This is a genomic window from Streptomyces sp. ISL-100 (genome assembly GCF_018614615.1).
Lineage (GTDB): Bacteria > Actinomycetota > Actinomycetes > Streptomycetales > Streptomycetaceae > Streptomyces.
The window spans coordinates 1-24519 of record NZ_JAGGOK010000036.1 but is presented as its reverse complement, the minus strand read 5'-3'; the positions used below and the strand labels follow the sequence as shown (position 1 = coordinate 24519).

The 24519-nt window shown below is 66.6% G+C and carries 24 protein-coding genes and 1 rRNA gene; 5 read left to right on the top strand and 20 right to left on the bottom strand.

Annotated elements, in window-relative coordinates:
- Positions 1 to 26 precede the first annotated feature (26 nt).
- A complete protein-coding gene (locus J7E89_RS15875; protein WP_214974063.1) occupies positions 27 to 1292 on the bottom strand; it encodes a hypothetical protein in 1266 nt (421 codons plus the stop codon).
- Positions 1293 to 1368: 76 nt separating this feature from the next.
- Here J7E89_RS15875 and J7E89_RS15870 point away from each other — a divergent pair, with 76 nt between their 5' ends.
- Together J7E89_RS15870 and J7E89_RS15865 are read left to right on the top strand one after the other, a co-directional pair.
- Complete coding sequence (locus J7E89_RS15870; protein WP_214974061.1) at positions 1369 to 2121, top strand: glycosyltransferase; 753 nt, start codon at positions 1369 to 1371, stop codon at positions 2119 to 2121.
- A 120-nt stretch (positions 2122 to 2241) separates the two neighbouring features.
- Positions 2242 to 2481, top strand: coding sequence for a hypothetical protein (locus tag J7E89_RS15865; RefSeq protein ID WP_214974059.1), 240 nt, complete (start codon positions 2242 to 2244; stop codon positions 2479 to 2481).
- A gap of 68 nt (positions 2482 to 2549) precedes the next feature.
- Here J7E89_RS15865 and J7E89_RS15860 read toward each other — a convergent pair whose 3' ends face one another.
- Positions 2550 to 2786: a hypothetical protein gene (locus J7E89_RS15860; RefSeq protein WP_214974057.1), complete on the bottom strand. Its 237-nt coding sequence runs from the start codon at positions 2784 to 2786 to the stop codon at positions 2550 to 2552.
- A gap of 580 nt (positions 2787 to 3366) precedes the next feature.
- On the opposite strand from J7E89_RS15860, the gene rrf reads away from it, so the two are divergent.
- Positions 3367 to 3483 (top strand): 5S ribosomal RNA (gene rrf, locus J7E89_RS15855).
- Positions 3484 to 3530: 47 nt separating this feature from the next.
- Here the strand turns inward: rrf and J7E89_RS15850 are convergent.
- The 13 genes from J7E89_RS15850 to J7E89_RS15790 form a co-directional block, all read right to left on the bottom strand.
- Complete coding sequence (locus tag J7E89_RS15850) at positions 3531 to 4517, bottom strand: BsuBI/PstI family type II restriction endonuclease (RefSeq protein WP_214974055.1); 987 nt, start codon at positions 4515 to 4517, stop codon at positions 3531 to 3533.
- A gap of 161 nt (positions 4518 to 4678) precedes the next feature.
- The gene (locus tag J7E89_RS15845) at positions 4679 to 6238 is read right to left on the bottom strand and encodes an Eco57I restriction-modification methylase domain-containing protein (protein WP_214974053.1); all 1560 of its coding nucleotides are present in this window, start codon (positions 6236 to 6238) and stop codon (positions 4679 to 4681) included.
- Between the two features lie 76 nt (positions 6239 to 6314).
- On the bottom strand, positions 6315 to 6692 hold the full coding sequence (locus tag J7E89_RS15840; protein ID WP_308315491.1) for a hypothetical protein: 378 nt from the start codon (positions 6690 to 6692) through the stop codon (positions 6315 to 6317).
- Positions 6693 to 6781: 89 nt separating this feature from the next.
- A complete protein-coding gene (locus J7E89_RS15835; RefSeq protein ID WP_214974051.1) occupies positions 6782 to 8077 on the bottom strand; it encodes a serine hydrolase in 1296 nt (431 codons plus the stop codon).
- Positions 8074 to 8985: an HEXXH motif-containing putative peptide modification protein gene (locus J7E89_RS15830; protein ID WP_214974050.1), complete on the bottom strand. Its 912-nt coding sequence runs from the start codon at positions 8983 to 8985 to the stop codon at positions 8074 to 8076. The genes J7E89_RS15835 and J7E89_RS15830 overlap by 4 nt, the downstream gene beginning before the upstream one ends.
- 108 nt (positions 8986 to 9093) lie before the next feature.
- Positions 9094 to 9240, bottom strand: a complete 147-nt coding sequence (locus J7E89_RS15825) for a hypothetical protein (RefSeq protein WP_214974049.1) — start codon at positions 9238 to 9240, stop codon at positions 9094 to 9096.
- A 112-nt stretch (positions 9241 to 9352) separates the two neighbouring features.
- Entirely contained in the window at positions 9353 to 10204 is an 852-nt protein-coding gene (locus J7E89_RS15820) for a protein kinase (RefSeq protein ID WP_251060612.1), read from the bottom strand.
- 11 nt (positions 10205 to 10215) lie between these two features.
- On the bottom strand, positions 10216 to 10863 hold the full coding sequence (locus J7E89_RS15815; protein WP_214974048.1) for a hypothetical protein: 648 nt from the start codon (positions 10861 to 10863) through the stop codon (positions 10216 to 10218).
- Positions 10864 to 10866: 3 nt separating this feature from the next.
- Positions 10867 to 11601, bottom strand: coding sequence for a hypothetical protein (locus tag J7E89_RS15810; RefSeq protein WP_214974047.1), 735 nt, complete (start codon positions 11599 to 11601; stop codon positions 10867 to 10869).
- Entirely contained in the window at positions 11598 to 12230 is a 633-nt protein-coding gene (locus tag J7E89_RS15805; protein WP_214974046.1) for a hypothetical protein, read from the bottom strand. The genes J7E89_RS15810 and J7E89_RS15805 overlap by 4 nt, the downstream gene beginning before the upstream one ends.
- Positions 12227 to 14113, bottom strand: coding sequence for a radical SAM/SPASM domain-containing protein (locus J7E89_RS15800; RefSeq protein WP_214974044.1), 1887 nt, complete (start codon positions 14111 to 14113; stop codon positions 12227 to 12229). The genes J7E89_RS15805 and J7E89_RS15800 overlap by 4 nt, the downstream gene beginning before the upstream one ends.
- Positions 14114 to 14151: 38 nt before the next feature.
- Positions 14152 to 14586 carry an NUDIX domain-containing protein gene (locus J7E89_RS15795; protein ID WP_214974042.1) on the bottom strand — a complete coding sequence of 145 codons (435 nt, stop codon included), beginning with the start codon at positions 14584 to 14586 and terminating at the stop codon, positions 14152 to 14154.
- 225 nt (positions 14587 to 14811) lie between these two features.
- On the bottom strand, positions 14812 to 15456 hold the full coding sequence (locus J7E89_RS15790) for an ATP-binding protein (RefSeq protein WP_214974040.1): 645 nt from the start codon (positions 15454 to 15456) through the stop codon (positions 14812 to 14814).
- A 268-nt stretch (positions 15457 to 15724) separates the two neighbouring features.
- Between J7E89_RS15790 and J7E89_RS15785 the strand changes: the two genes are divergently transcribed.
- Entirely contained in the window at positions 15725 to 17092 is a 1368-nt protein-coding gene (locus J7E89_RS15785; RefSeq protein WP_214974038.1) for a hypothetical protein, read from the top strand.
- The gene (locus J7E89_RS15780) at positions 17089 to 17928 is read left to right on the top strand and encodes an NAD(P)-dependent oxidoreductase (protein WP_214974037.1); all 840 of its coding nucleotides are present in this window, start codon (positions 17089 to 17091) and stop codon (positions 17926 to 17928) included. The genes J7E89_RS15785 and J7E89_RS15780 overlap by 4 nt, the downstream gene beginning before the upstream one ends.
- Positions 17929 to 18177: 249 nt before the next feature.
- On the opposite strand, the gene J7E89_RS15775 is transcribed toward J7E89_RS15780, so the two are convergent.
- From J7E89_RS15775 to J7E89_RS40905, 5 genes are all read right to left on the bottom strand, one after another.
- A complete protein-coding gene (locus J7E89_RS15775; protein WP_214974036.1) occupies positions 18178 to 19590 on the bottom strand; it encodes a DUF6177 family protein in 1413 nt (470 codons plus the stop codon).
- Positions 19591 to 19651: 61 nt separating this feature from the next.
- Entirely contained in the window at positions 19652 to 20296 is a 645-nt protein-coding gene (locus J7E89_RS15770; protein ID WP_214974035.1) for a hypothetical protein, read from the bottom strand.
- Between the two features lie 195 nt (positions 20297 to 20491).
- Complete coding sequence (locus J7E89_RS15765) at positions 20492 to 21505, bottom strand: hypothetical protein (RefSeq protein WP_214974033.1); 1014 nt, start codon at positions 21503 to 21505, stop codon at positions 20492 to 20494.
- Complete coding sequence (locus J7E89_RS15760) at positions 21502 to 23805, bottom strand: hypothetical protein (protein ID WP_214974031.1); 2304 nt, start codon at positions 23803 to 23805, stop codon at positions 21502 to 21504. Before J7E89_RS15760 ends, J7E89_RS15765 begins: the two co-directional genes overlap by 4 nt.
- Positions 23802 to 24519, bottom strand: a 718-nt coding sequence (locus J7E89_RS40905; protein WP_251060610.1) for a DUF6507 family protein, incomplete at its 5' end; no start/stop codon positions are given. The genes J7E89_RS40905 and J7E89_RS15760, both read right to left, overlap by 4 nt.

Below are 24519 nucleotides of genomic sequence, written 5' to 3'. Positions count from 1 at the left end.
GTCAGCCCTGCCCGGAGCGCGCGCCACTATCGGCGTGGGCGGGTGATGAGCCAGGTGCCACCGACGACGAGCAGAGCGAAGACTACGTGGCCTGCACCCCAGGCGCCGATGAGGGCGAGCCGGTCGCGTAGGGAGAAGGAGCCGGTGAGGGTCACTTGAAGGCTGCCGACGGCGAAGGCGATGGCGGAGGTGAAGACCGCGACAAGTTCGACGGAGCGGACGTGGTTAGCGCGTGCGCTCTCTTGGCCCTCGCGCATTGCCTTCTCCTGCTCTTCGCCACGGCGACGCAGTTCGCCTTCAAGCTGCTCCCAGCGCAGCCTGTGCCGGTCCTCCTGGTCGGCCAGGCGCTGCGCGTGCTCGGCATCGAGCTCGGCGCGCATGCGGCCTTCGAGGATCGCGTCGCGCTTGGCGAGGTACTGCTCCTGAAGAAGCTTGTGACTGCCGCGGCTCCCCAGGGCGGGAAGGTGCCGCAGGGCGGTATTGATGCTGGCCAAGGCGGCATCGTGGTCGCGGACCATGTGCTGCCCGGAGCCTAGGCGGAAGTGGAAGATGTGGTCGAACGGGTGGTCGCGCACGGCTTCGGCGGCACGGTCGCGCAGCAGTTCCCCGTGACCGTCGAAGGGCGATGCGGCCTGGATGCCGTTGAGGCAGATGTCCACTACGTGGCGGGTGCGCTCGGGGGAGGACCAGGCTTGGTCAAGGAGTCCGATCGCATGCTCTGCGGTGATGGCCCGGCTGCCGAAGGCGGCGAAGGAACGCAGAGCGGTGAACAGGGGCGCCTGTCGGTGTACGCCGGCCGCGAGAGCGAGGAGTGAGGCGTCCAGGAACTGGTGCAGCTCGTCGAACCAGAAGTTCGAGCGCAGCTTGCCTGCGTGGTACAGGGTCGCGAAGTACGCGGTGTCACCGGCAGCCGTATCGTGGCCGACGATATCCTCCACCGCCTGGGACAGCTCCAGGGTGGACTCGACGCTGTCCTTGGTGATGAACGCGTAGCCCAGGCTCCACTTCTCCAGCACCTCGGTGCGGTGGTCACGGGAGACGTGGCCGACGAGCCAGGTGGAGCAAGCGGCGGCGGTGCGGATGCTTGGACGATCAAGGAAGCGCAGCCGCCAATAGCGGTCGGCGCAGATCAAGTGGGGATCGGCGGCAAAGTCGGCCGATGCCACAGTGAACGGGGGCTCCACATCGCCCTCGAGCAGCGCAGTCGCGACCTCCTCACAGACCCGGTCCAGCTCGCGCGAGTCAGAGGCCGACACCTGCTCCAGCCGTTCGATGTGCGACGCCGCTTCCACGATGATCCCCCAAGGCTTGGTCGTCCCACATGTGCCTACCACGTCGCCCCTCACTGCGTGGCCATATCATTCGATCATGCAGGTAGATGTGGTGACGGCGGTGCATGGTCCCTACGCCGTTTTCCTGCCCTTCGCCTGGGAGTCTCTGCGGCAGCAGAGTCACTCTGCGTGGACCTGGCTGGTGCAGATTGACGGCCCGCCCCAGGCGGTTATCAACGTCTTGCGTGCATGCGGCGCCGCTGACGACGAGCGAGTGCTCATCTCGGCGCACGGCACTACAGAGGGTCCAGCCGTCACGCGGAACGTTGCTCTCGGCCGGGCGACAGCGCCACTCGTGCAGAACGTCGACGCGGACGACGAACTCGAGCCGGGCGCCCTATCTTTCCTGCTTGACGCTCTCACCGGCCATCCAAGCGCGGGCTTTGCGGTCGGCCATGCCAGGGACCTCCTGCCGGACGGATACCTGCAAGACCATGTCCTGCCGGTACGTGCCGGTGTGCTGCACCGTGGCGTACTGCTCGATCGATGGATCGCCGACACTCCCCGCCACCGACTCCCCGTGCATCCTGCTGGGGTGATGTGGAGGCGCTCGCTCCTGCTCGCCCTCGGCGGTTGGTCCGCACTCCGCGGTATGGAGGACACCGGCCTCCTGATGTCCGCCTCCGCATCGACGGACGGCGTACTCATTGACGCGCCGACACTGCGCTACCGAAGACACGGCGCTCAGCGTTCCAAGCAAACCTCAAAATTCACGGGGGGGGGGGAGCAGATAGACCTCGTTCGCGAGCGCGCCGCACTGCTGCGTACGCTCCCGTCTTGGAACGCCTAGCACCGGTGCAGACTCCGGTAGTTGGAGAGCCAGGCAGGATTCGGCTCATGCCTCGGCCCGAGCTCAGGCGGCGACCGGACAGCCGCAGCTAGTGTCAGTGCGGTGCCATACGCTCACGGCATGACCCCCGAACTGAGCCAGCAGCTCGTCGACTACGAGAGAGCTGTGATTACTACTGGCGATATGTACCGCGGCATGTCTCCGGACGAACGCGCCATGCGCAGGATTGCTGCCGAGCAGCTCGCCGAGCACGCTCCGAGCAGCCGAACCGATCCGAACTGCAAGGGCTGCGACGGAGGCTTGTGGCCGTGCGAGACGGCTCGGGGAGCCATGGTCCTAGCCGGGCCCCACTACAACTAGAAGTGCCGTGTGGCCGGAGAATGACACGGCGGCCACTCGAGCCTTCGAAGGCAGCTCGCGACGCGAGCTCAGGGTGAGTCGAGCTTCACGCTTAGGCAGTCGTTGGAGTCCACCGCGATCCCAGTGGGAGTGGTGACGATGACGCCGTGTTCAGGGCCAGCCATGGCCCTGGCGGCGGCACATTGCTCGCCGGCGTCACCGCTCGTGAACTTGATCAGGAGCGAATCTCTCCGGTCGGCGGGGTTCTCCTCCTCGGGGTCACCGGGCTGGATGGAGGCCCATTCCACGTCCTGGAGCCGTTTCACCCATGAGGGCACTCCTGCGCCGTAGCTGGGAGCCACCGCAGGAGCGGGGTTGCCAGGGCCAGTCGTAGCTGCGATGGGCGGGGCTGCCTGTGGGCTGCTCACGGCTGCTGCAGGGGCTGATGTCTCCTGTGGAGCATTGGCTGCCCGTTTGTCGCCGCCGCTGCTGCCAAGTGCGTAGATTGCTGCCATGGCGAGTGCGGCGGCACCGGCGCCGATGAGCCACTTGGTTTGAGAGGGCATCGGCTCTGCTTCAGGGATCAAGGTGGTCAGTCTGTCTGCGGGGACGGACAGCTCGCTCCCCGTGCTCAGCATCTGTATTTCGATGTCGCCTTCGGCTGTATGCCCGGTGACGTTGGCGCGGTTCCCGACGTACAGGACGATCGAGCCGATCGGGAAGCGCTGGGGCGGAGGCGTCAAGGCAGGGGCCCTTTCGGTGGGAAAGAGGGGTGCGGCCGGTCCCACAGGAGGGCCGCCGGACGGGACCTACATCTGTGAAGCCCTGGCTTCTGATTCGACGGCCCTGCTCGCCTGTATACTCATCGCACGAAAGCGCATAAACCCTTGAGGTTGCGCAATATTTTTCGGTGACCATAGCGGTGGGGAAACGCCCGGCAACATTCCGAACCCGGAAGCTAAGCCTGCCAGCGCCGATGGTACTGCGAGGGGGACCTCGTGGGAGAGTAGGTCGTCGTCGATATCTTTTTGAGGGCCGCCCCGCTTTGCGGGGCGGCCCTCGGCGTTTCACTAGTCCTGGTCGTACGGTCCTAGGAAGCGCTCGCCGTTGAAGTGCACCATGTGCGTGCTGTCTTCTGCGACCCAGACTTCCGTCTCCCAGGCGATGTCGGCTGCGAACTGACGGAACTTTTTCTTTGTCTGGAATGCGGTGACGAAAACCAGGCCCGGGCGAGCACCCTTGAACAGTTCCTTGAGCTCGTCGACCCGCTTGCCGTTCACCGGCCCAGTCGAGGTCACTGCCTCCACCAGCACCAGCCAGTCCTTCGCTGTGTAGTGGATCACCACGTCCGGCATCTTGCCGTGGGGGTCCACCACGACGCCAAGCTCCGCCAGGTACTCCGGCTTCTCCACGATCCACTTGGATCCGGTGTCGCCCAGGTATACGACAGTGCCGCCGGGGGTAAATTGCGGTGCGAAGGACTCGACGATATCTCTGATGAGATCGCTATGATCGCCGGAACTTAGTGACGTAATGGTCCCATCGGGAAGCACGACAGGGACGCGATGGGCCTCCCGTTCGGCAGCGTACTTTTCGCGCAGTTTCCCCCACTCTTTATGGAACTCTTCCAGCGCGGTCTCCCATGCGGGTGTCCCAAAAGAGACAAGCGCCTTAATGGCCAGAGGGTTCGGGTGATAGCGGTTGTTCTGGTCGTTCGTGGCTCTGCCCGGTGCGTCGGAATTCCAAAATAGGACTCCGGCAGAGACAAGCGGTTGCACGGATTTCTTGCGGACAGACTCTCGGCTGTTCGGCGCGTACCTTATCGGGTCCTTCGTCCCCTTCGTGATGTCCGGATAGTGCTCGGCCATCCAATCCATGCATTCGGTGATCCCGAGGGTATTTACCTTGACCTCCGACCAGCCCTGTGTCGGGCGGAGGTCGAACATCGAGAGCAGGACGAGAGCGGTTCGGGTGTTCTGCTGGTTTAGAGGCATCCCTATAGCCGCGAGAATTTCCCTCGCTTCTTCAAGCTTTTTCTCCTGGTGTTCTTTTGTCACTCGCTCGCCCTCCCCAGGCAATGGCGGTGCAATGAGACAGGGTCACACTACAGGGCACCTCTTGTAGGGGCTTCCAGTGACCGCCAGCCGAAGCGCAGGGGCCGTCATGATTCGGCCAACATGCACAGATTGAGTCATTCTATGTACCCCGCTAATCGACGTCAGCCCTCAAGGAGCTGGTGGGGCTCCACCTGTTGCAAATGGCGCTCGACCAAGTCGTCGATCTTCTCCTGGTCGGGCAACGCGCCCTGCGGCCAGTCGCAGCCGAAGGCGCTCAGCTGAGACTTGCTGGGGTAGCGAAGATTTCTCAGATCGGTGGCATTGACCTGCGTGTGGCCGCTGAACCGTCTGATGAAGCGGTCCAGGAGGGTGGAGTTCAGCCAAAGGCAGAGGCCGCGTGCAACCTCCTTTGTGATTCCTTCGCCGCCGTCATGGAAGACGTTTACGTGGTTCTCGAAGCCGATTCGCTCGCACGGAGTCTCATCCGGGTCGAATACGGAAGCAACAACCCGACGCCTCTCTTCCTTGGAAGAGAGGCGTTTTACGACGACATAGTAACCGACAGGAAAAGTCATCTTCTCGGTGTCGGCGTTAAGCATAATGGCGTTATTCTTTTTTGCCCCGGGAGCGGGCCAAAAAATTCCGCCTTCCCGCATGTGGAGGGGGTAGATCAGGGGCACTGCCCCCTCGGCTGGGTCGGGGCGCAGGTGTTCCTTGCTACGGAAGTCGACCACGCGCCCAGTGGAGACCTGGCAGCTGATCTCAGGAAGGGTGGCCGGCAGGTTTGCGTGTGCAGCGGCAAGCTCGACGTCTTCCTCGTCGGCGCTGATGTGAATGAAGTACTCGGGATCCGCCGGATGCACCATTTCCTCGTAGCGAACCGTGCGGCTGCGAATCTCACTCGAATAACTCTGGCTAGTCGAGACTGTCACTGGGCCGCGGTCCCGGGAATCGGTGCGGGTCGCCGAGAAGATCACGTTCTCCTGGAGTACGTCCGTGTCGGCGAACACCTTGTTCCGTGCTTCGAATACGTGCACATGGTCAATGTGCACGTGATCAAGGAAGTACCTGCGGAATGGTCGGAAGTATGGGCCGTTGGCGAAGCTACGAGGGGTGATCGCTACTAGCTGTCCACCAGGGGCGAGCAGGTGAACGCCGAGTGCCATGAACGCCGAGTAGAGATTCGATGTCTCGGTGCATGCCGCCGTTACTGCCCTGCGTTCGCGAGAGTTCGCCGCGAGCTTCTTGTACGGGGGATTCATGATCACTAGGTCGAACGGGCCTCGGGCCTCGCCGAACAAGCCCTCATCCTCAGTCGCCCATGCAATGAAGTCGTCTCGTACGAGGTTCACCTCGACGTGGCTGTCGACTGCGCGCGCCGTATTGACGCAGTCCTCGAGCGTGGCGGCCAAAGTGCCGTGCAGTTGAGGATCAACCTCACAGGCCGTGACGCTGATACGCGTTCCAGGCCGATCGCGAAGGATCCGCATGACCAGGGATGCTGTGAGGGAGCCGGCGCCTGCTCCGGGATCCAGAATGCGGATCGTATCCGCCGCTTCCAGCCTGGCCAGCGAGGCAATGAATTCCGCAGCAGGGGCAGGGGTGAAGTACTGGCCCAGCTTCGCGCGCTGCTTGCGGTCAAGCGCCGAAGACGACTCCTGCCTTCGCGCTTCCGTGCGCAGCACAAGATCCGCTGCCGCTGCTGGTGCTTCTGTTGCCATGGGCACAGCCTAGCCATCGGGTTTCGCTGCCCGACCAGCCTGTGGACAACTACGGCAAGGCCATCAGCCCCGTTCGTCAGCGCAGGAACCTGCTGCGGCCGCGGTGGCGACCTCCGCGTCGGCGGGTGTGCTCGTCGTTTGCGACGGGCTGTGCTTGTACCCCAAATTTCTCGGGTTCGTCGGCAAGGAGAACTGACTGCCACACACGCTCGTGCAGTTCGGCGATGCAGGAACTGCACGCGAACATGGGCGCTTGTATGCCCGCGACGCTTGCTGGCCCGATCCATAAGACGCGTGTCCAGCGCTGGCCGCAGTACAGCCAGCAGTAGCCGTCGACCCAAGGGTTCCGGTCATCGGTCTGGGCCGGCGCGGGCAGACCTCCGCGGGTGAACTCAGCGATCCCAGGAATCACCATTCGATCGAACACTGAGAGTCTCTCCAGTTCGATTGCCACCGGCCGAGGGTGGTCGGGTCGTCAGGGCACGCCAGCACCTATCTGCGCCCGTGCGGTCTCTGCGCAGGGTGCGGCCTCGTGGTCGATAGTTACTGGCGGATGTATGTGAGACCGGGGGCCCGGTCGAGGTCGAGAGTGAAGCGGTCCACCTTGTCTATGGCGCCGGTCAAGGTGAGCGTGTAGCCGTTGCCGGTATAGGCCGTCGGGCTGACTTTTGTGAGCTGGTCCCTGGTGCCTCTGCGCCACAGATGAAGGGCGCTCGCGCTGCGGGTGAGCCGCAGGCTTCCGGGAGCTTGATCGCATGTGTAGGTGCCGAGCTCGACGTGCTGGCTCTCGGCGCTGGGCGGGCCCTGGGGGCGGACGGCAGCCTTGGGCTCTCGTTGTGTGGCGGCTATCTGAGGGAGGAGGTCCCCCGGGTCCAGGTCCGAGTGCTCCCGTAGTAGCCGCAGGAGCGCGGCACTGATCTGGTCGGCTGCGACGTCGGAGTCGTTGGACAGACAGATCACTCGCAGTCCCGTGGTGTCCAGGTGCGTCGCGGCGGAGAAGCCCTGCTCGTGGCCGTAGTGGAAGACGGCGGTTCCTCCGGGGCGAGCGTCGGCGTAGAGCCCCGGTCCGTAGAGGTAGGGCTGGTGGTCGCTGGGCCGGTAGTCGAGGTTGCGTTGCCCGGGGAGCTGATGTGCGTGCTGCCACTCCTGGTGGAGATGCACGAGCCACCGGTCGAGGTCGTTGACGGTGGTCCACAGGGTTCCAGGTCCGGGCAAGGTGACTGGTGTTTCGGTGTGCTGCCAGCCGTGAGGGGTGGCCTGGTAGGCAGCTGCGGCTCCGGGGATGACGTGGCGGGGGTCAGCCTTGAAACGGGTGTTTGCCATGCCGAGCGGGTCGAACAGGTAGCGCCGGGCGAGGTCGGCCAGTGTGGTGCGGTGGATCTTTTCGAGGATCTCGGCGAGGAGGAGGTAGTTGGTGTTGCTGTAGAGGAAGTGGCCCTCGGGTACGGCGCGCTGGTGTTGGCGGTAGGCGAGGGTTCGCAGGTCGTCCGCGGTGTAGTGGTCGAGGTCGCGGAAGCCGGTGAGCGAGAGCAGGGACTCGGCGTCGCGGATGCCCGATTGGTGGGTTACCAGGTCCGCGATCGTGACGTCGCTGATCTTCAGCCTGGGCAACAGGTCCGCGGCCTTCTGACTGAGGCGAAGCAATTCGTCTCGTGCGGCGAGCAGGACCAGGTGGGCGGTGATCTGCTTGGCGACGGAGCCGGTATTGAAGGTGGTGTTCGGTCCGATGGGCAGCCCGTGTTCGAGGCTGGCCAGGCCGGTCTGCAGGTGGACCGGGTCTTCGCCGGGCCTGCCGACCAGCAGGGACAGGCCCGGGGCCCCGTGGCGGTTCGTGCTCACAGGGCGAGCGCTTGCTGGTGAACGGCGGCCAGGCGGAGACGGAGGCTCTCGTCGCTGATCAGCTCCAGGACGCGGCTGTGGTCGGCGGCGGTGCCGACGAGGAGGCTTCGCTGCTGATCGAGGTAGGCGGCGAGGAAGCGGTGCAGGTCTCCGGTGGTGCCCTTCAGCGCTTGGGCGGTGTAGAGCATGGTGAGGGCGAAAGCCCAGCAGGCGTGGAGGAAGCCGAACGCGGGCCTGATCGTCCTTTTCCATGGTGAGTGGAAGCGCGCCCGGTCGTCGATCTTGCAGCCGGTGGCGGTGAGGGCGTCGTTGAGCCAGTTGTGGCCGCCCTCGTGGACAAGGTCGCGGGCCAGGACAACTGGGTCCCCGACGTGGTCCATGAAGACGGTGCCGGGCAGGCGCGTGATGGTCCAGCTGTCGAGGGTGTCGCCGAGGCTCTTGGTACGCAGCAGGCACAAGACGACGGCGTGGGCGGCGAGTAGGTCACCGAAGCCCGCGTCCGTGGCGGCGGTGTACGCGACGGCCGCGAGGCTGCGCAGGTTCGGCGGGGCAGGTTCGGTGCTGGGGCCGAGCAGGTAATAGGGGGTCTCGGAGATCGGGGAGCGGGGCAGGTCGGTGAGGTCCGGGCTGATGACGACGCGCACTCCGACAGCGGTGGGGGTGGCGTTCGCGGTGGCGTCCGCGTCGGGGTGTTCGGTGTACCAGTCGAAGGTGGTGGTGTTGTCGGAGCGAGCGGCGGCTTCGGCTCCTTCGAGGGCGTGATGGGCCAGGCAATAGCCAATGGCGCGGTTCATGCCGGAATGAGGCGGCTGTGTGCCGGGGCACATGACCGTGTGGATGCGACGGGTGCGCTCGTGGTGCAGGCGGGTGATCGGCGGGAAGTCGAAGAGAGCGCCGAGGGTGTCCACAAAAGGCTCCTGTTCGGTGGTCGAGCCTGGGGCCGAGTCGCAGGCGCTGCGGTCCGGCCCCAGGTGTTTTCACCGGCGGCGATCAGAGCGCCGGGCGGCTATGGGTGTTCAGGCGACGGTGGTGGTGTCCGCCTCGGCGGCCGGCCAGCCCTCGGCCGAGACGCTGGAGGTGTGGGCGGTGGAACGGACGGTGTCGTCCTCGCCGCGCAGGTCCTCGACATCGGCGAGGAAGTCGGCGATGCGGTCGTTGCTCATGGTTGTTCCGCCTTCGGTCTCGTTGTCTTCGGCTTGTTCTCTGGGCTCTGGTGCTCGGCTTAGGGACAGGGCGGGGATCTCGCCCTGGGCATGTGCGGCCTCCCTGGGTCAGTCAGCGCTGAGGGGCGCTGGCGGCGGTGCGGAGCCCGTCCCGCAGGTTGTCCATACGGGGGCGGTCGGCAGCCTGGTTGGAGAGCGCGGCGGCGACGAGTGCGCGCAATGGGTCGGGGATAGCAGTGAGGCTTGCGTGACCGCCGAGGCGCGGGATGTCCGCGCACAGGTAGCGATAGATCAGAACGCCGAGACTGAAGACGTCGGCGGCCGGTGTGGCTTCGTGGTAACCGGTCAAGTACTCGGGCGGCCAGTGGACCTCGGGTCCGCGGTGGTCGGGCCCTCGCGGGGTCGTGATGCGACGGGCGGCCCCCAGGTCGGTGATCAGGCCCCGGCCCTGGTCGATGAGGATGTTCTCCTGGTAGACGTCGCGGTGGACGATGCCCCGTTGGTGAAGGCTTCCTAACCCGTCTGCGACGTCGGCGAGCATGTTGAGGCCCTTGCTGGTGTCCTTCGAGGAGGCCATGAAGGCCCGAAAGTTCCCGTCGTCGCAGTGCGGCATGGTGTACCAGTCGAACCGCTCCGCGCTGCCCTGTTCCAGCAGGGGGACGACATGGTCGGCTCCGCCGGCGGCGGCGGTGAGCTCCGCTTCGTGGCGGAAGTCTTCGCGGGCCAGGGCCCGTTCCGCTTCGGTCATCTGCGCGTACCAGTAGAAGCCGTACGCGGCGGGCCGCTCGGTGGGCTCCAGCTCGCTCAGGACGTGGTTGCTGCCGAAGCCGGCCTTGAGGACGACTTCATCTTGACCGGGGCGGCTGGCTTTGACGAGGGTGCTGGCGCGGGTGAACGCGAGGAGGCCGCTGACGTGCCAGCCGTCCGCGTGGAGCTGGTCGAGGACCCAGGCTGCAGGATGCATCGGGTGCAGGCTCATCGGTTCGCTCCCGTGGTCGGGGATGAGGGGCGGTTGGCCGCACGGAGATGGTCCATGCAGGCGGCGGACAGGGCGTCGAGGTCGGTGGGTGTCGTACAGGGGTGGCGCAGCACTGGGAGGCCGGTGCTCTTAGCCCAGCCGTTGCCGGCCTCCTGGCAGAGGTCGGCCAGCCGGGCAGCAGCCTCGGGGTGCTCGGTGAAGCGGCGGGCGGTTGTCCGTCTGGTGATGCGGGCATGGCAGATGCCGGGCTCGGTGGTCAGCAGGACGGTTAGCTGGGGGCGGGCCCGCTCGTCTTCGGCAAGGCGTTCGACGTACTCGTCGACGGGCCGTTGGTGGAGCAGAGAGAGCAAGCAGGCGGTGGAGAGGGTGAGCCGGTCGGCGAGGACTGGGCCATGGGCGAGGGCGGGGGAGAGGTTAAAGCGGTAGTGAAGGGTCAGGTCCTGGCAGGCGGCACCGATGGCCTCGTCGGGGTCGCCCCCATGCCCGGCCCGCAGGCGGACCAGGGTGCGGGTGGCCGGGTGGGAGAGCCAGGAGAACTGGCCGATGTGGCTGAGGGGGATGCCTTCGGTGTGGGCGTCTGCCAGGAGCCGGTCTCGGAGGGTGCTCTTTCCAGCGCCGGCTATGCCTTCCAGGGCCAGGAGCATGCGCTACTCCGCCGTGGTGGGTTCGGCGACCAGCCAGCTGATGAACTTGGCCACCCTGCCCGCGGCGACGGGGAGGGTGCCGTGGGCGAGCTGGGAGCCGTACAGCAGGGCGGTCCCGGGAGCTGGGGTGACGCTCCAGCGGGTGCGGGGCATCTGCTGGAACCAGGTGGCGGAGTTGTCGGCTCCGTCGTGGGCCAACCACATGCTTTCCGCGTAGCCGTTGGCGGTGGCATTTGGCGCATGGCCGTTCCACAGGCGGTCGCTGGAGGCGGTCTCGACGTAGAAGCCGCCTCCGGCGTCGGCCTGGGTGATCACGACGCTGATGCCGGCGATCTGGCGGGGCCAGGCGAGTGGGTCGGGGGCAATGCCGTCGAGGTGGCTGGTGATGTGTTGGCCTACCCCGTATTCCACGTACGTCCAGGGGCGGCACAGGGTGATGGAGGGCATGACACGGGACAGGGCCGGGCGGGCGCGTTCGAAGGCGTCGCCCAGGAGCTTTTCGGCGGCCTCGGGGAGGGAGGGGATCTCGATGCGTCCGGCGGGCTCGTAGATGGCCATGGCCTGCTCGGTGCTGTGGCCGGGGATCTCGTGGATGGAGGTGCGGCGATCATCGCCGAAGCGCTCGGCCTCCTCGGCGAGAAGGAACTCGTCCATGAGAGAGGCAAGTTGAGAGCGCTCGTCGGTGCTGAGGAAATTCTCAATGCTGCCGACGCCGACGGTCTCGGCTATGTGGATCACTTCGTGGTCCCCCTTTGCTGGAGCACGCGGTGGATGTCGTTCAGGTCCGTGCAGTGGTTGAGCCAGCTGACGACCGGGCTGCTGGTCGCGGCCAGCGGGTTCTGCCACAGCGCGAGGAGTTCTCCGGTTAGCGGCAGTTCGGCGCTGTCGGGCAGCGGGCTGGCGTCAGCCGCCTGGGCCCTGGACAGGGCGGGGCAGCGGATGTCGTACTGCCGGGCGAAGACGCGGGCGAGGCGTGTGGCGGCCGTGGTGCGGCTTGCATGCCTGAGCCGGTCGGTGGGCGGGGGCCGGTGGTAGGCGCGGTGCTCGGTGATCGTCCACGCATGGGAGATGGCTGCGCCCGAGTCGGCGACCCGACAGGTCGCGCAGCAGTGGCGGTCGGACTTGGGGCAGGGCAGCAGGTGTCCGCCGAGGGTGCGGGCGATTTCGTCGAGGACTGTCCACGCGGTGCCATGCAGCATCGTGCCGACGTCCGGCTGTCCGGGCCCTGTGGTGTTCTCGTGGTTGCAGCATGGCTTGCCCGTGCCGGGCTGGTCGTCCGAGGCGAGGGCGGGTTCGATGAACAGCGCATGGAAATAGACAATGCGTCCCAGTAACTGGTGGACGGTCACCTCGTCACCGGGCTTCACAGCAGTACCGTTTCTGCCTCTGTGGCCGGTGCGGGCAGCGGGCAGGCGCACGTGGTGCCCGTGTCCGGGTGCTCAACGGTGAGGGCTGCGGTGAAGGTGGCGGCGGCCGTGGCCAGGTTGGCGAAGTAGGTGTCCCACCCGTGGCCAGGGCTGGGGTCCAGGGTCAGGTCGAGGACTGGGGTCGTGGTGCCCGAGTTCTCGCAGATGAGTTCCGAGCGGCCAACGCTGGCTTGGATGCCTGCGGGTAGGGCAGGGCTCGCGGCGGTGGCAGCCCGGCACAGAGCTGCGGCCGTGCGGGCGTACTCTTCCCGCTCGCGGACGAGTATGCCGACTCGTAGACCAGCAGGGGGGAGGTCCAGGCCGGTGTACGGGTGGCCCTGGCAGCTGTCGTAGGTGATCAGACCCCAGGCGCGGGTGATGGTGTCCACCAGCGGCCAGACGCCCGGCTCGATGGCTGCCCGCCACATGGGGTGGGCGGGGTCGAGATCGTCGGCCTCGTGGACGCCGGCGAGGCCGACGGTGTTGATGTTGCCGTGCTCGCTGGTGTGCAGCCTCACTTCCCCGCGGGCGGCGGCCGGGTTGCCCCAGCGGGTGAGGAAGGCGTTCACGTCGCGCATGCTGTTGGGGGTCCGCGGGCGCCAGCGCAGGCTCTGGCACCAGGCACCGGCGGGGTGCGCGGGCTGGGCGAGGAGAGCCGCGATGCCGTCGATCATCCGCATCCGGTAGTCGCAGTACGCGTCCTGATCGTCGGCTGGGTCCATGCGCCAGCGGGTGGCAATGCAGCCACCGCCGCACGTGTCGCGATAGCCGCAGGTCGTGCACTTGTCCATCAGCGCCTTGCCCTGGTTCAGCAGGAGGGAGCCCTGCTGGGCGGCGATCACCTCGCGCTGGTCGTTGGCTGTTTCGAGCTGGGTCAGGCGGGCCTGGGGCCAGGGCAGTTCGTCGCAACTGCCGAGGCGGCCATCGGGGTAGAGGGTGAAGACGTGGTCGCACTTGAGATCGGAAAAGTGGCAGAAGCTCGTCTGCAGGCCCTGTAACCGCCGGATCGTGGAGACGGCTGGTTCGAGTTTGATGCGGGCGAAGTGTCCGGCGGTGATCCAGTGGGCGGTGGCGGCGAGGACGAACTGTGCGTACTCGTCGGGGTGGACCGCCCAGGCGGGGCCGTCGGTGCCGTTCACGGCGGTCTGCTGGAGTAAGCGGCTGGCTGTCTTGCGTCGTCCTGGCAGGGCGGTGGAGCGGCGGATCGTGGAGTCGAAGCAGGGAACGAAGCTGATCGCGTTGACGGAACCGAAGCCGGCGAGATGGTCCAGGACCTCCTTGGCGCGGCCCAGCACCGCCGGGGTCACCGCGGCGATTACGCCAACGCTGCGGCCCCGTTCGGCCAGGAGACTCAGGGACGCGGCGGCGCGCGGGTAGACGGGTTTTCCGTCGTAGCCGACCCGCCAGGCGTTGCCCTGGGCGTCTCCATCAAGGGAGATGCCAATGTGGAGGTCCGGGCAGAGGTCGTCGAACATGTCGAGCCAGTCCGCGTCGAGCAGGACACCGTTGGTCTGCAGGGTGACGCGGACGACCTGGGGCAGGTCGGCCAGCTCCGTGAGGATCTCGGCGATGTGGTCGCGGCCTGCGGTCAGCGGCTCGCCGCCGTGGAGTTCGACGGCGAGCGGCCGGCCCCTGAAGAGGTTTGCCAGGCGCCTGATCTGGTCGGCACCCACCCGCGCCCCTCCGGGGGCCTCTTTGCGCTTCTCGTAGCAGTAGAGGCAGTCGATGTCGCACGTCTCGCCGCGTGTCTTGACGATGACCGACACCGCGGTGCCGGTGTCGTCGACGTCCAGGCCCCGGTAGAGCCCCTCGATCGGATGGCGCTGTTCTGTGCTGAGGTACATCGGCTGCCTCTCCTATGCTGCCGTGACCGGACGGGTGGCTAGTCGGACAGGCATCCCAGCAGGGCGCCCTGTCCAGACTGGAGAATGTGCGCGGCCTCCAGCGGGATCCAGAAGCACTCGAAATGAGTGGGCTCCTGCTCGCCGTCGTGGTCCTCCTGGCTCATCCACCGCTCGGGGGTCGGCTCGGTGAGTTCCAGGTGGAAGACGTGCCGGTGCTGGATCTCGAACCGGTACGGGCTGATGTCGTACTCGGTCTCGCCGAGCTTGCGCGCGATCTTGAAGTCCGACAGGCCCGTTTCCTCACGGGCCTCGCGCAGAGCGGCGGCCTCCGGCGTCTCGCCGGGTCGGATGCTGCCCGCCGGCACCTGGATGCCGACCTCCTCGTAGGTGTAGTCGGTGTGGCGGAACACCAGCAGCCGACCGTCGCGTACGACGTAGACGAGCACCTTTTCCTTCGTGACCTTCTCAGGCACAACAACCTCCACTTGGTCGGGAATGGGCAGAGCCGAGGCCCTGGCCCCGTTCGGACATGTCCCGAGGCCGACCCCTGCTGGGGCGGGCAGTCAGAGAAGCGCACGAGTCTAGAAGACTCCTGAAGATCTTGCTCGGACCGCCCGACTCACCCCGGATTGCCGGTAAATGTCAATCGGGCTGAACCGGTGCAAGCCGGGCGCGATTTCAAGATCTTCATCGGCCTTCTAGGCCCCCAACTGCCTGTCAAATCGGCCCCATTCAGTCGATGAGCTGGCTCGTTGGCGTCCCTGGCGCCGCCAGGCCCTCCACTCGGCCACTGTCGGGCGCCCTTCCGTCGCCTGCGTGTGCGAGGAGGACTGCTGCACCGACGGTGGACGAGACTCCGCGCCGCCTTGACGTCCGGTCTCCTCGGTGAGCAGGAGGCCCGTTGTAGCTCTCGGCCGCTGACCCGGTCCGCCGTCTGAGCCACAGCCCCGCTGGGCCACGTCGAACTCGGCCCAGCAGCGTTTGCCAGTCGGGGTGAGATCGGTTCCATGGCGGTCGGCGAGTACAGACACGAGGTGCAGCCCCCGCCCGGACTCGGCATTCACATCCACGGGGCCCGTCTCCGGGAAAGCCTGCGAGGTGTCGTGCACTTCGACGACCAGCGCAGCACCCGTTCGGTGGACCCCGACCATGACGGGGCCCGACGTGGCATGCAGCACGGCGTTGGTGACCAGTTCAGCGGCGACCAGCTCGATTCCGTCCAGTTCGTCCTCGCCGAGCTGTATGTCCCAGGCGCGAACGGAGGCTACGACGCGGTGTCGTGCCTGCTGGGCGGCGGCTGCCGTTTGGGCGACGGGGAATGCGAGCTGGTGGTGCGCTGCCATGAGCGGGCCTCCTGAGCTGCCTGGCTTTGCGTACCCACGGCGGGGAACGTGATCTCGAAGGGTGTGCGTGTTGCCGTGGCGAAGACCGCAGTGTGCTCCACCGTTCGTGCCTGAACGAGCCCCTAAGCGATGACTAACGCGGTCCCTTCATGCCTAACCGATGTCTATTGGCCGTGCGTCCGCGTATTCTTCCCAACGGGTCTGCACCTGAGCGCAGTTGCTGTCTAGCGTGGTGGCCAGAGGAAGGCGCCGGCGCGAGGGAGCGGCTGTGGAGCAATCGGGACCGACCCTCTTCCAGACCCTGATCAACCAGCGGGGCTGGCAGGACTACCAGGTCTTCAAGACGCGATACGAACAAGCGGCCAAGCAGTTAGCGGAGTTGGAAGGCCCTCGCTCGATCTCGACCGCGACGATCGAGAAGCGGCAGTTCTTCCGATACGCGCACGGAGAGGTGCGCACCCCGCAGACGGTCGCTCGTCGCGTCCTGGAGTTCATGTTCCCGGGCATCCCGGCCGCCCGTCTGCTCGGGCCTGCGTCGTCCGGACCAGGGCCTTCGCCGCTTCGTCCAGCGGCTGACGGGGGCCAAGCAGGGGATCCGTCCGAGTACGGCCTTGAAGACGTGGTCATGGCGGCGGCCAACGAGTCGGCGCAGTTCGCGGCCAAGGCAGAGAGCAGCAATGTGGGACCGCACACGCTGGAGCAGCTGGAAGCTGACATCCGCCGCATCGTCGTTTCGTACCCCAACCGGCCCGTCGGGCCCCTCTTCCGCGAAGTACGCACCCTGCGTGACCACGCCTTCGCACTCCTCGAAGGGCGTCAGCCACCGCAGTACACCTGTGACCTCTACGTGGGCGCCGGCGTCCTGTGCGGCGTACTGGCGAACGCCAGCTTCGACCTGGGCCGCTACGACGCAGCCGAGACGCAGGCCCGCACGGCTTTCCTGTTCGGGGAACTGGCCGGGCATAACGGCCTGCGCTCCTGGGTGCGCGGGCTTCAGGCCCTGATCTCGTACTGGGACGGCCGCCCGTCCGACGCCGTCCGCCTGGCCGAAGCCGGAAGCGTCTTCACACCGGAGTCCGGCACGGCTCAGATCCGCCTGGAGAGCATCAAGGCACGCGCGTACGGCCAGCTGAACAGGGGCAGCGACGCCCTGGCCGCCCTCAGCGCCGCTGACCGTCTGCGTGAACGTCTCGCGGAAGGTGACGAACTGCCCGGCGGGATGATGGCCTTCCCCGTCGAGAAGCAGCTCTTCTACGCCAGCAGTACCCACCTCTGGCTGGCCGGTACCCAGCATCTCAGCGACGCCGAGGCTCGCGCCGACGAAGCGGTGGAGATGTTCCAGGCCGCACCGCCGGGACAGGAACGGCTGGGGGAGATGTCCCTGGCCCGCATGGACCTGGCCATGGCCCGGCTGGGCCGAGGTGATATCGAGGGCGCCGCGACTCAGATCCACCCCGTCCTCGGCGTTAATGCGCGACGCCGCACTGAGAGCGTCGATCGCCGGATCGGTCACTTCAGTCGTCAGCTCGCGCTGCACCCAGGAGCGGGGTCGCCTTCCGCGATCGGACTTCGAGAGTCGATCATTGCTCATCAGGAACGCTCGCCCGCCCAGCTCCCTCCCGGAGGCAGCCAGTGACCACCGTTACCCTCTTGCACCCCGGCTCCATGGGTGCCGCCGTCGCTGCCCAAGCGGTCGAGGCAGGCCACGAGGTGCTTTGGGTGCCGGATGACCGAAGCGAGGCGACGCGGCGCCGGGCGATGGAAGCCGGCGCTACCGCATGCGACTCTCTCGGCGAGGCGCTGGAGAGAAGCGACGTCGTCCTTTCGGTCTGCCCGCCGCAGGCCGCGGAGGACGTGGCGGCGAGCGTCGCCGACCGTGCCTTCAGCGGGGTGTACGTCGATGCCAACGCGATCAACCCGCAGCGGATGCAGCACATCGCAGAGCGGATTCGGCCCGGGCGCACCGTCCTCGACGGAGCGATCTTCGGTCCGCCACCCGGCGGTCAGCGGAGCGCGCGCCTCTACCTCGCCGGAGACAGCCACTCCGCCGACTTGGTGGACACCCTGTTCAAGGACACCTGCCTGCACATCCGCCGTGCGAGCGGCAACATTGGATCCGCCTCCGCCTTGAAAATGGCCTTCGCCAGCTACCAAAAGGCCGCCCGAACGCTCGCCGGAGTCGCTCACGCACTCGCTGACGCGCATGGCGTCGGCGACCAGCTCACGGCGGAGGCCGAGATCATGGCGTCCAACATCCTGTCCGACCCCGCCTACCTGCCCAGCGTGGCGGCACGGGCCTGGCGCTGGGCCCCCGAGATGCAGGACATCGCCGAGACGTTGCGTGCGGCCGGGCTCCCCGCGGACATGGCCGAGGCTGCGGTCGCGGTCATGTCCCGCTGGGAGGGGGACAAGGACCGGTCCGACCTCGAGGTCGCAGACGTCCTAGCCCACCTGCGGAGGCAGGACGCCTGAGCGGCGGGCAGCATCGGTTCTTCTCACCGTTGCTACGGGCAGCTCGCTGAAGGATCTGCCCGGTACACGGCTGTGGGTGACCGGCCGGCTCAGGGCCGCCGAGGAGCGCAGAATGCGCTTATGAAACCGGGGCATGACTGCGACCGATGCCGTGAGACGGGTGAGTGCTGAGTCCCGGTTTCTCCGTTGACCGGCAATCGGCCCCGATCTTGCGACACCTGTCCGTGCCGCGCTGGCTCAGCCGGAATTTCACTGGCGGCTTTTCAGGTGGTTGTTGAGGTCCTGGAGATGTTGCCAGGCGGTGGGATCGGTGCCGTTGCCGAGGGTGTAGTGCAGAGCGGAGCGCGTTGCGGGGCCGAGGCGCGTCGGGCGCGGGCGCTGGAAGGCTTCGGCGTGGGTGCGGCCGACGGTGTGTACGGCGTCGGGGCCGAGGGTGAAGGAGAGCGGGACCGGGGGCGGCTCGTGGTGGGGCGGGGTGGTCAGGTCGGCGCGGCCGGGGCGCAGGTGCGTGAGCATTGAGGTGAGGTTGTGCCGGGCGGCGAGGGTCTCGGCCAGTACGGGAAGGGTGTCGAGGGGCGGGGTCCGGTTTGGGGTGTGGCCGACGGCGAGGGTGATGTGTTCCTCAACTCCGGCCGTAGTGCGGATGATGCGGCAGGTGGCGATCGCCGGGCTGTCGGGGGTTCCGACGGCGACCAGCCAGGTGGGGGCGGCCTTCTTGGCACGGGTGCGGGCCAGTTCGGTGAGCTGTCTCGGTGACCAGGGCTGGTTGACGGGCTCTGCGGTTGACCATCCGGCGGGTGGGGTGCCGGTGAGGGCCTGCCAGGCGGCTTCCAGAGCGCTGCCGAGGAGGAGGTCTTCGGCCGCGGGGTGGGTGGTGCGGATGGAGAGGTGAAGCTGCTGTTCGTCTTGCCCGCCGGTGCCGGTGCCGGAGCGGAACGCGTCCGCGATCGGAGTGCGGCCGTCCAACGTGAGGGCCTGGGTGAAGCGGCCTTCGTGCCAGTGGAGTACGGCACCGGTGAGACCGTCGTAGTAGCCGCAGTCGGGGTCCCGGACGATCCAGCGGGCCGGGACCTTGGTCAGCAGGGTGCGGACGGGCAGGGTCAGCCGCGTGCCGGGCGGGGTGACGATCTGTACTTCGCGTCCCGACGGGATGCAGGTTTGTATCAAGTCGGTTAGCCAGGTGGTTGCGGCGACAACAGGACGGTCCTGGAGGATCACGGCGGCCTGGGGCGTGAGGACGTCGACGGCAAGCGGGCTGTCGACGGGGCTGCCATTGTCCTCGGAGGACACGGCGACGACGTCGGTGTGCGCTGCGTCGGCCGGCCAGGTGGACCCGCCCAGCAACGCGGTCAGCCGCCCGGCTACCGATCCGGCCAGCCGCTCGGCTTCCGCGACCGCCGTGGTCGCCCTCACCTCGGTCCACCACACCGGCGCCTCGGCTCCCGCCCCCGCACCGAGCAACCGGCGCACCTCACCGGGCACTTGCACGAACAGCGGAACCTCGACCGTCACGACGGAGCGCCCGTCCTGCGTACGCAAATGGACGACAGCCCCTTCGGCGCTGCTGCTCACCCGAAGATCGGGACCACCGGCGTACAGCCCGGCAAGCACACTGCGGGCATCCGGCATCTCCGGGGTGAGGGCAATGACGTCCTGTGTCACGAAAATCCTTCAGCGGTGGTCGACTGCCGTCAGCGTCAGAGGGAGGTCGGCTTTGGTCGAATCAGAGCCTGCCTGTGAGATCGGGCCCCAAGCCATCGTCATACGCATCCGGCGTGGCCAGCCCTTCAGGCGTGGCGGCGCCGAAGTAGGTGGGCTCACCCGGTTCGGGGGTCATGCCGAGCAGACTGCCGAGCTCCTTCAAGGCTGCCGCGAGCCGTGGTGCGTTGTAGCGGTAGACCTCAGGATGCGGACGGCCCGAAAAGTCGTACCAGGCCCAAATGTCGTGATGCACGGACAGTTCCGCCGAGAGGCCGACAGGAGCTGGAGATACGGACAAATTAATCAGCTGCACCTCTTTTTGGGGCTGTCCTGTCGCGTCAAGCCATGTCCCTGCGCCAATGACGTGAAGGCCACCGATTTCCGCGGTGGGAAACCCGACGGGGCGACTGCCGAGCAGTCGTTCCGGAAGGCTCGGGTCTCCAAGAGATTTAGTGAGCTCAAGACTGCTCGTGATGCCGGTTGTGCCGACGCCCAATACGTGCCAGCGGTACTCAAGCTTGGCGGGAGTGAGCAGCTCAAGCCGAACAAGCACCTCAGTCATCCGTGCCGCCGTAGAAAACGCTGAATCCAGACCCGGTGCGGCAACCTCGGAGAGGTCCCAGGACCACGAACCGCATTCCCGCGGCGCGCGCATCAATTTCGACATGGTGTTCCTTACGGGAATGTGGGTCCGTTCGGCGTGCGCAGCTGGATGACAGCCCCGTCGTCGCTGCTGCTTACCCGAAGATCGGGACCACCGGCGTACAGCCCGGCAAGCACACTGCGGGCATCCGGCATCTCCGGGGCGAGGGCGATGACGTCCTGCTCTTCGCGCTCACTGCTTTGGCCATCCGGCGGGTCGTCACTCGCGTCCCGAGAGTTCCTGCAGATCCTCCAGTGAGGAGGCTTCTCGCAGTGAGGCGGACACGATGGTCCCGGTCTGTGAGTCGCCGGGCCATGGTGACAGGTCACGCAACGCCTGGGACGGAGAAAGCCCGCGCTTCTTTGCCTCGCTGAGGCGTGCCAGCCATGAGCATCCGGCGTCGAGCGCCTCATCGCCAGCAGGGGTACGCGGCTCGTACCCTGCGGCGTCGTCGCCGTCAGCTGCCCACAGGTAACCGACAACGCGACCGCCGACAGCCACTTCAAAAAACTCGACGGGTGAGTTGGTCTCCGTTCTGAATGACACCGCGCTCGGTGGAAGCTTCGCCTGAATCTGCTCAGTTCGGCGCGGGACCTCGAACATGTGCCAGGAGTCCAGCAGGTCCGGGTCTTCGTCCGGAAGGTCTTCGAAACCGTCTTCGGTTGGGATTCCGTACGAAGTGGGGTCCGAGGGAATGGTCTCAGCCTCTGTCAGCTGCTCGATGGCAGCGAGAGCGGACTTAAGGCGTGGAGCGTTCTCCTCCTGCACCTCGGGCTGCTTGTGACCGCGAAGGTCGTGGGACATCCAGGCATCTGAGAACGTGTGAAGTGTCAGAGTTCCCGCACCGCTCGCCCACGCGTCAACGGAGATCGTGAAGAGCTTTTCGACGTGACGCGGCTGGCCGGCTCGGAGGCAGGCGCCAGGCGTTGAGAGGTCGATCGTCACCACGCCACCACGATCCCAGTCGATGGTCGGCAGGTTGCTGAAGAATTGATCCCCGGAGAGAGCGCTCTGTAGGTCTACGCGCACTCTCTTCAGGCCGAGCAGGACGGTGTCATCATCCTTGGCTCGGACGGTGAGGTCGGCGCGCGCGTTGCCTTCGGCGAGACCGCGCGCGCGCAGGACCATCCAGGCGTTGAGAACCCCTTGTGTGCACCGTGTCGCAAGGTCATCGTCGGAGATCTGCGTTTTGGTCTCCCAGGACCAGCTTCCGACAGGGGTCGTCGTAATCACAGAACACCTCGTGGGTCGACCTTGGAGCCCGGCGGGATAATGATCGTACCGTCGTCGAGCCGGAGTACGAACAGGATGCCACGCCCCTTCTCACTCTTGAACGGGTGCTCGCCTCGGTGTACTTGTAGGAGTTCTTCCGGAATCCCTCGGGCTTCCCACTCGGCGACTGATCCCTGGCCGTCGATGAGCATGACTTTATGGTCGGCCACAGACTTTGACAATTGCCCCAGGTTGTCCGGCTTGGCGATCGAGTCGAATGGGTTCTTGGGATTGTTGAGCCGCTTCATCTGGTAGCCGAAGCTGTTTCCTGTGTCGTCTGTCACCCGCACATCGATGTCCGCCTTGATCGCAGGATTCTTGACTTCGAACTCGATGTGGCGCAGGCCGCTTCTGTAGAACTGGTCGCCAAGCCGGAGCTGGTCCACGGCCCGAGGAAATTGGTCCGGGCGACCGGAACCCAACATGGAGACGGTGTCCCTAAATCCGGGGGACTGTGACAGATGGCCGGAACTGATGATGTCAGCGATTTCACGCCCCGAAGGGGACTCCCCCAGCCTTTCCACGATCTTCTCGACCACTTTGGGCTTCATAGTGTTCTTGGGAATGCTGCGGATTCCCTCACGTAGCAGGTGCTCGGCATCGCCCCCTCGCTCCATGGGGCCTGAGGGCGTAGGGCCAGGGTCCTCACCGCCGCCGTGGCCGTCATTGGCATGCCCGGTGCCATCGCCGCCATCCGCAGGGGGTGTGGCGTCTGAGTGCCCCGAAGAGCCGGAATCCGGGGTCTCGGCTCCGTGCCCGCCACCGGAAGGTGACCCTGCTCCGGTTTCGTGACGTCCGTGCTGGTCACCTACGCCCGCGTGACCGCTGTGGGTCGCGGGACTGTCGTGAGAACCAGCCCCGCTGGACACATCGTGGCTAGCGTTGGGTGGCAGGTTGTCGCCCGTATGCCCGGTGGCTTCGGGTGCGCGCGCGCCCGCGCCGACCAGTTCGTGCCGACGGGGAACCTCACTCGAAGGCGTGCGGGTGCCGGCGGCCGGTTCGTGGGGGGCTGGCGTGGTGTCGGGCACGCCCTTCCTGCCGGGCGTGAACTGGCCGTCTTCGACGCGGAGCTGGGAGCCGTCAGGGAACTCGATGACACTGTGCGCCCTGCCCGCGGTTGCGGTGGCATCGGTGGCGGCGCGGACCCCTGCAGTGAGGTCGGCGACCCTCGGCAGGGTGCGAACGGCGACGCCGACCGTCTTGGCTGCCGCGCCGATCGGGTCCAGGACCTCGCCCACCTTGGCCAGGGTGCCGGCCACGCGGGAAGCCGCGCCCGCCTTGCCGGCCGCCGAGCCGACCTTCGAGGCCGCACCCAATGGTCCGGCGCCCAGGGTGAGGCCGTTGAAGATGATCGTGCCCACTGCCTTGCCGGAGTTGGTGCCCCAGTCGTCCCAGGCGACGAACGACTTGCCGAACTCCTTGGCGTGCGGCTTGCTGTCGTCCATGAGCTTTTTCATGAACGGCGAGAGGTCCTTGCGATCGCCGTGCGGGTCGAGGAGATAGCCCTCAGCGCCGACGATCACCCGGAACAGTCCCTCGCGGGCGGCGCCTCCCTCCTCGCCGGTACTGAAGAGATCGATCAGTCCCTCGACCGAGCCGGCAGCGTTGTCCCACACGCTGATCCCTACCTGCTCCAGGTGGTAATCGATCCCGAACGGCAGCATCTCGCGGTGCTCCGGACTGCCCCACGGAAGGGAATCGGCCTGGGCCAGCTGCTCGGCGCTGAAGCCGTAAGGGTTCTTCTGCTTGGGGCTGCCGTCGTTGATATGCCACTGGGTGCCGTCCACCAACGCGGTGATCTTGTCGGCGCAGGTCACCTCGGCCTGCTGGAACGCGGCGGTCGCCGTGTTCACCCCGTCCCAGATCGCCTGGTGCTCGGCGACCTTGTCCTCGTCCTTCCGCCAGTTCTCGAACGGGCCCTCGTCGTCCTTGACCGACTCCACGAACGCCGCCGCCCGCCAGCGCAGCTTCTCCAGCTGCTTGATGAGCCCGGCGACTTCGACCGCGTACGTCTCGAGCGCCCCGGCCACCGTCTCCAGTCGGCCGGCGAAGGTGCCGGAGGTGTCCTGCACCGCCTGCGTGGTGGCAAGCAGCTGCCCCGCCTCAGGCGCCTTGTACGAGGCGTTCAGGTGCTGGAAGCGGGTGTGGACATCGCTGCCGCGCTCGCTGATCGCATTCGCAGCCCGCCGCAGAGCGGTGACCTGCCGCTGCAGCTCGACTAGGTCACCGGTGAAGGTGGGTATCTTCTCCGGACTGATCACCTCTCGCCCGCCCGCCTGCGGGCCGCCTCCAGAAACGCCGTCACGTCAGGCGCCAGCGTCGCCTGCCGCTGGGCGTTCCACGCCTGCTCCAGACTCCCGGCGAGGTACGCATTGGTCGCCTCGATGGCGCCGTTCGCCGAGTTCCTGGCACGCAGCGGCAAGAACGCCACGTCAGTCTCCGTCCCCTCGACGAACTGCCCCAACGCCACCGCTACCAGCCCGGTCGCCCGGCCACCGCCTCCGGCACTCTCTCCACCGAACGCCAGCGTGCCCGCCGACTCCATCGCCCCCTGAACGCTTGCCCCGTACAGCCGGATCCCGGCACTCATACCGTCCGCAGCCTCTCTCACCTGAGAGACCACTGACTGCACCCCCGCAGGCGCGATGTCCCACCCCGTCACAGCAACCCCCGTGCATCTCTTGGCAGATACGTACCTGCAGCTGGGCTCAGCATCGCTCAGACCACTGACAACAGGACCTTCATGAGTATCAGCCCGCTGGTTGCAGCAGCAATGCTCTTCCGGCCAAAGTACGTGTCGACCTGGCACAACGACGCCTTCGCTGTGCATGCTCCTACCGTCGCCCCGTGAGCCGGCGATCGGACGAAGCGGCTGGACGTCCCACAGCCCTGTGGGAACCAGCAGATGCTCGACCACTCCTCGATCACCATCACGGCGGACACGTACACGACCCTGAACCGTTCCGGGTTTGATC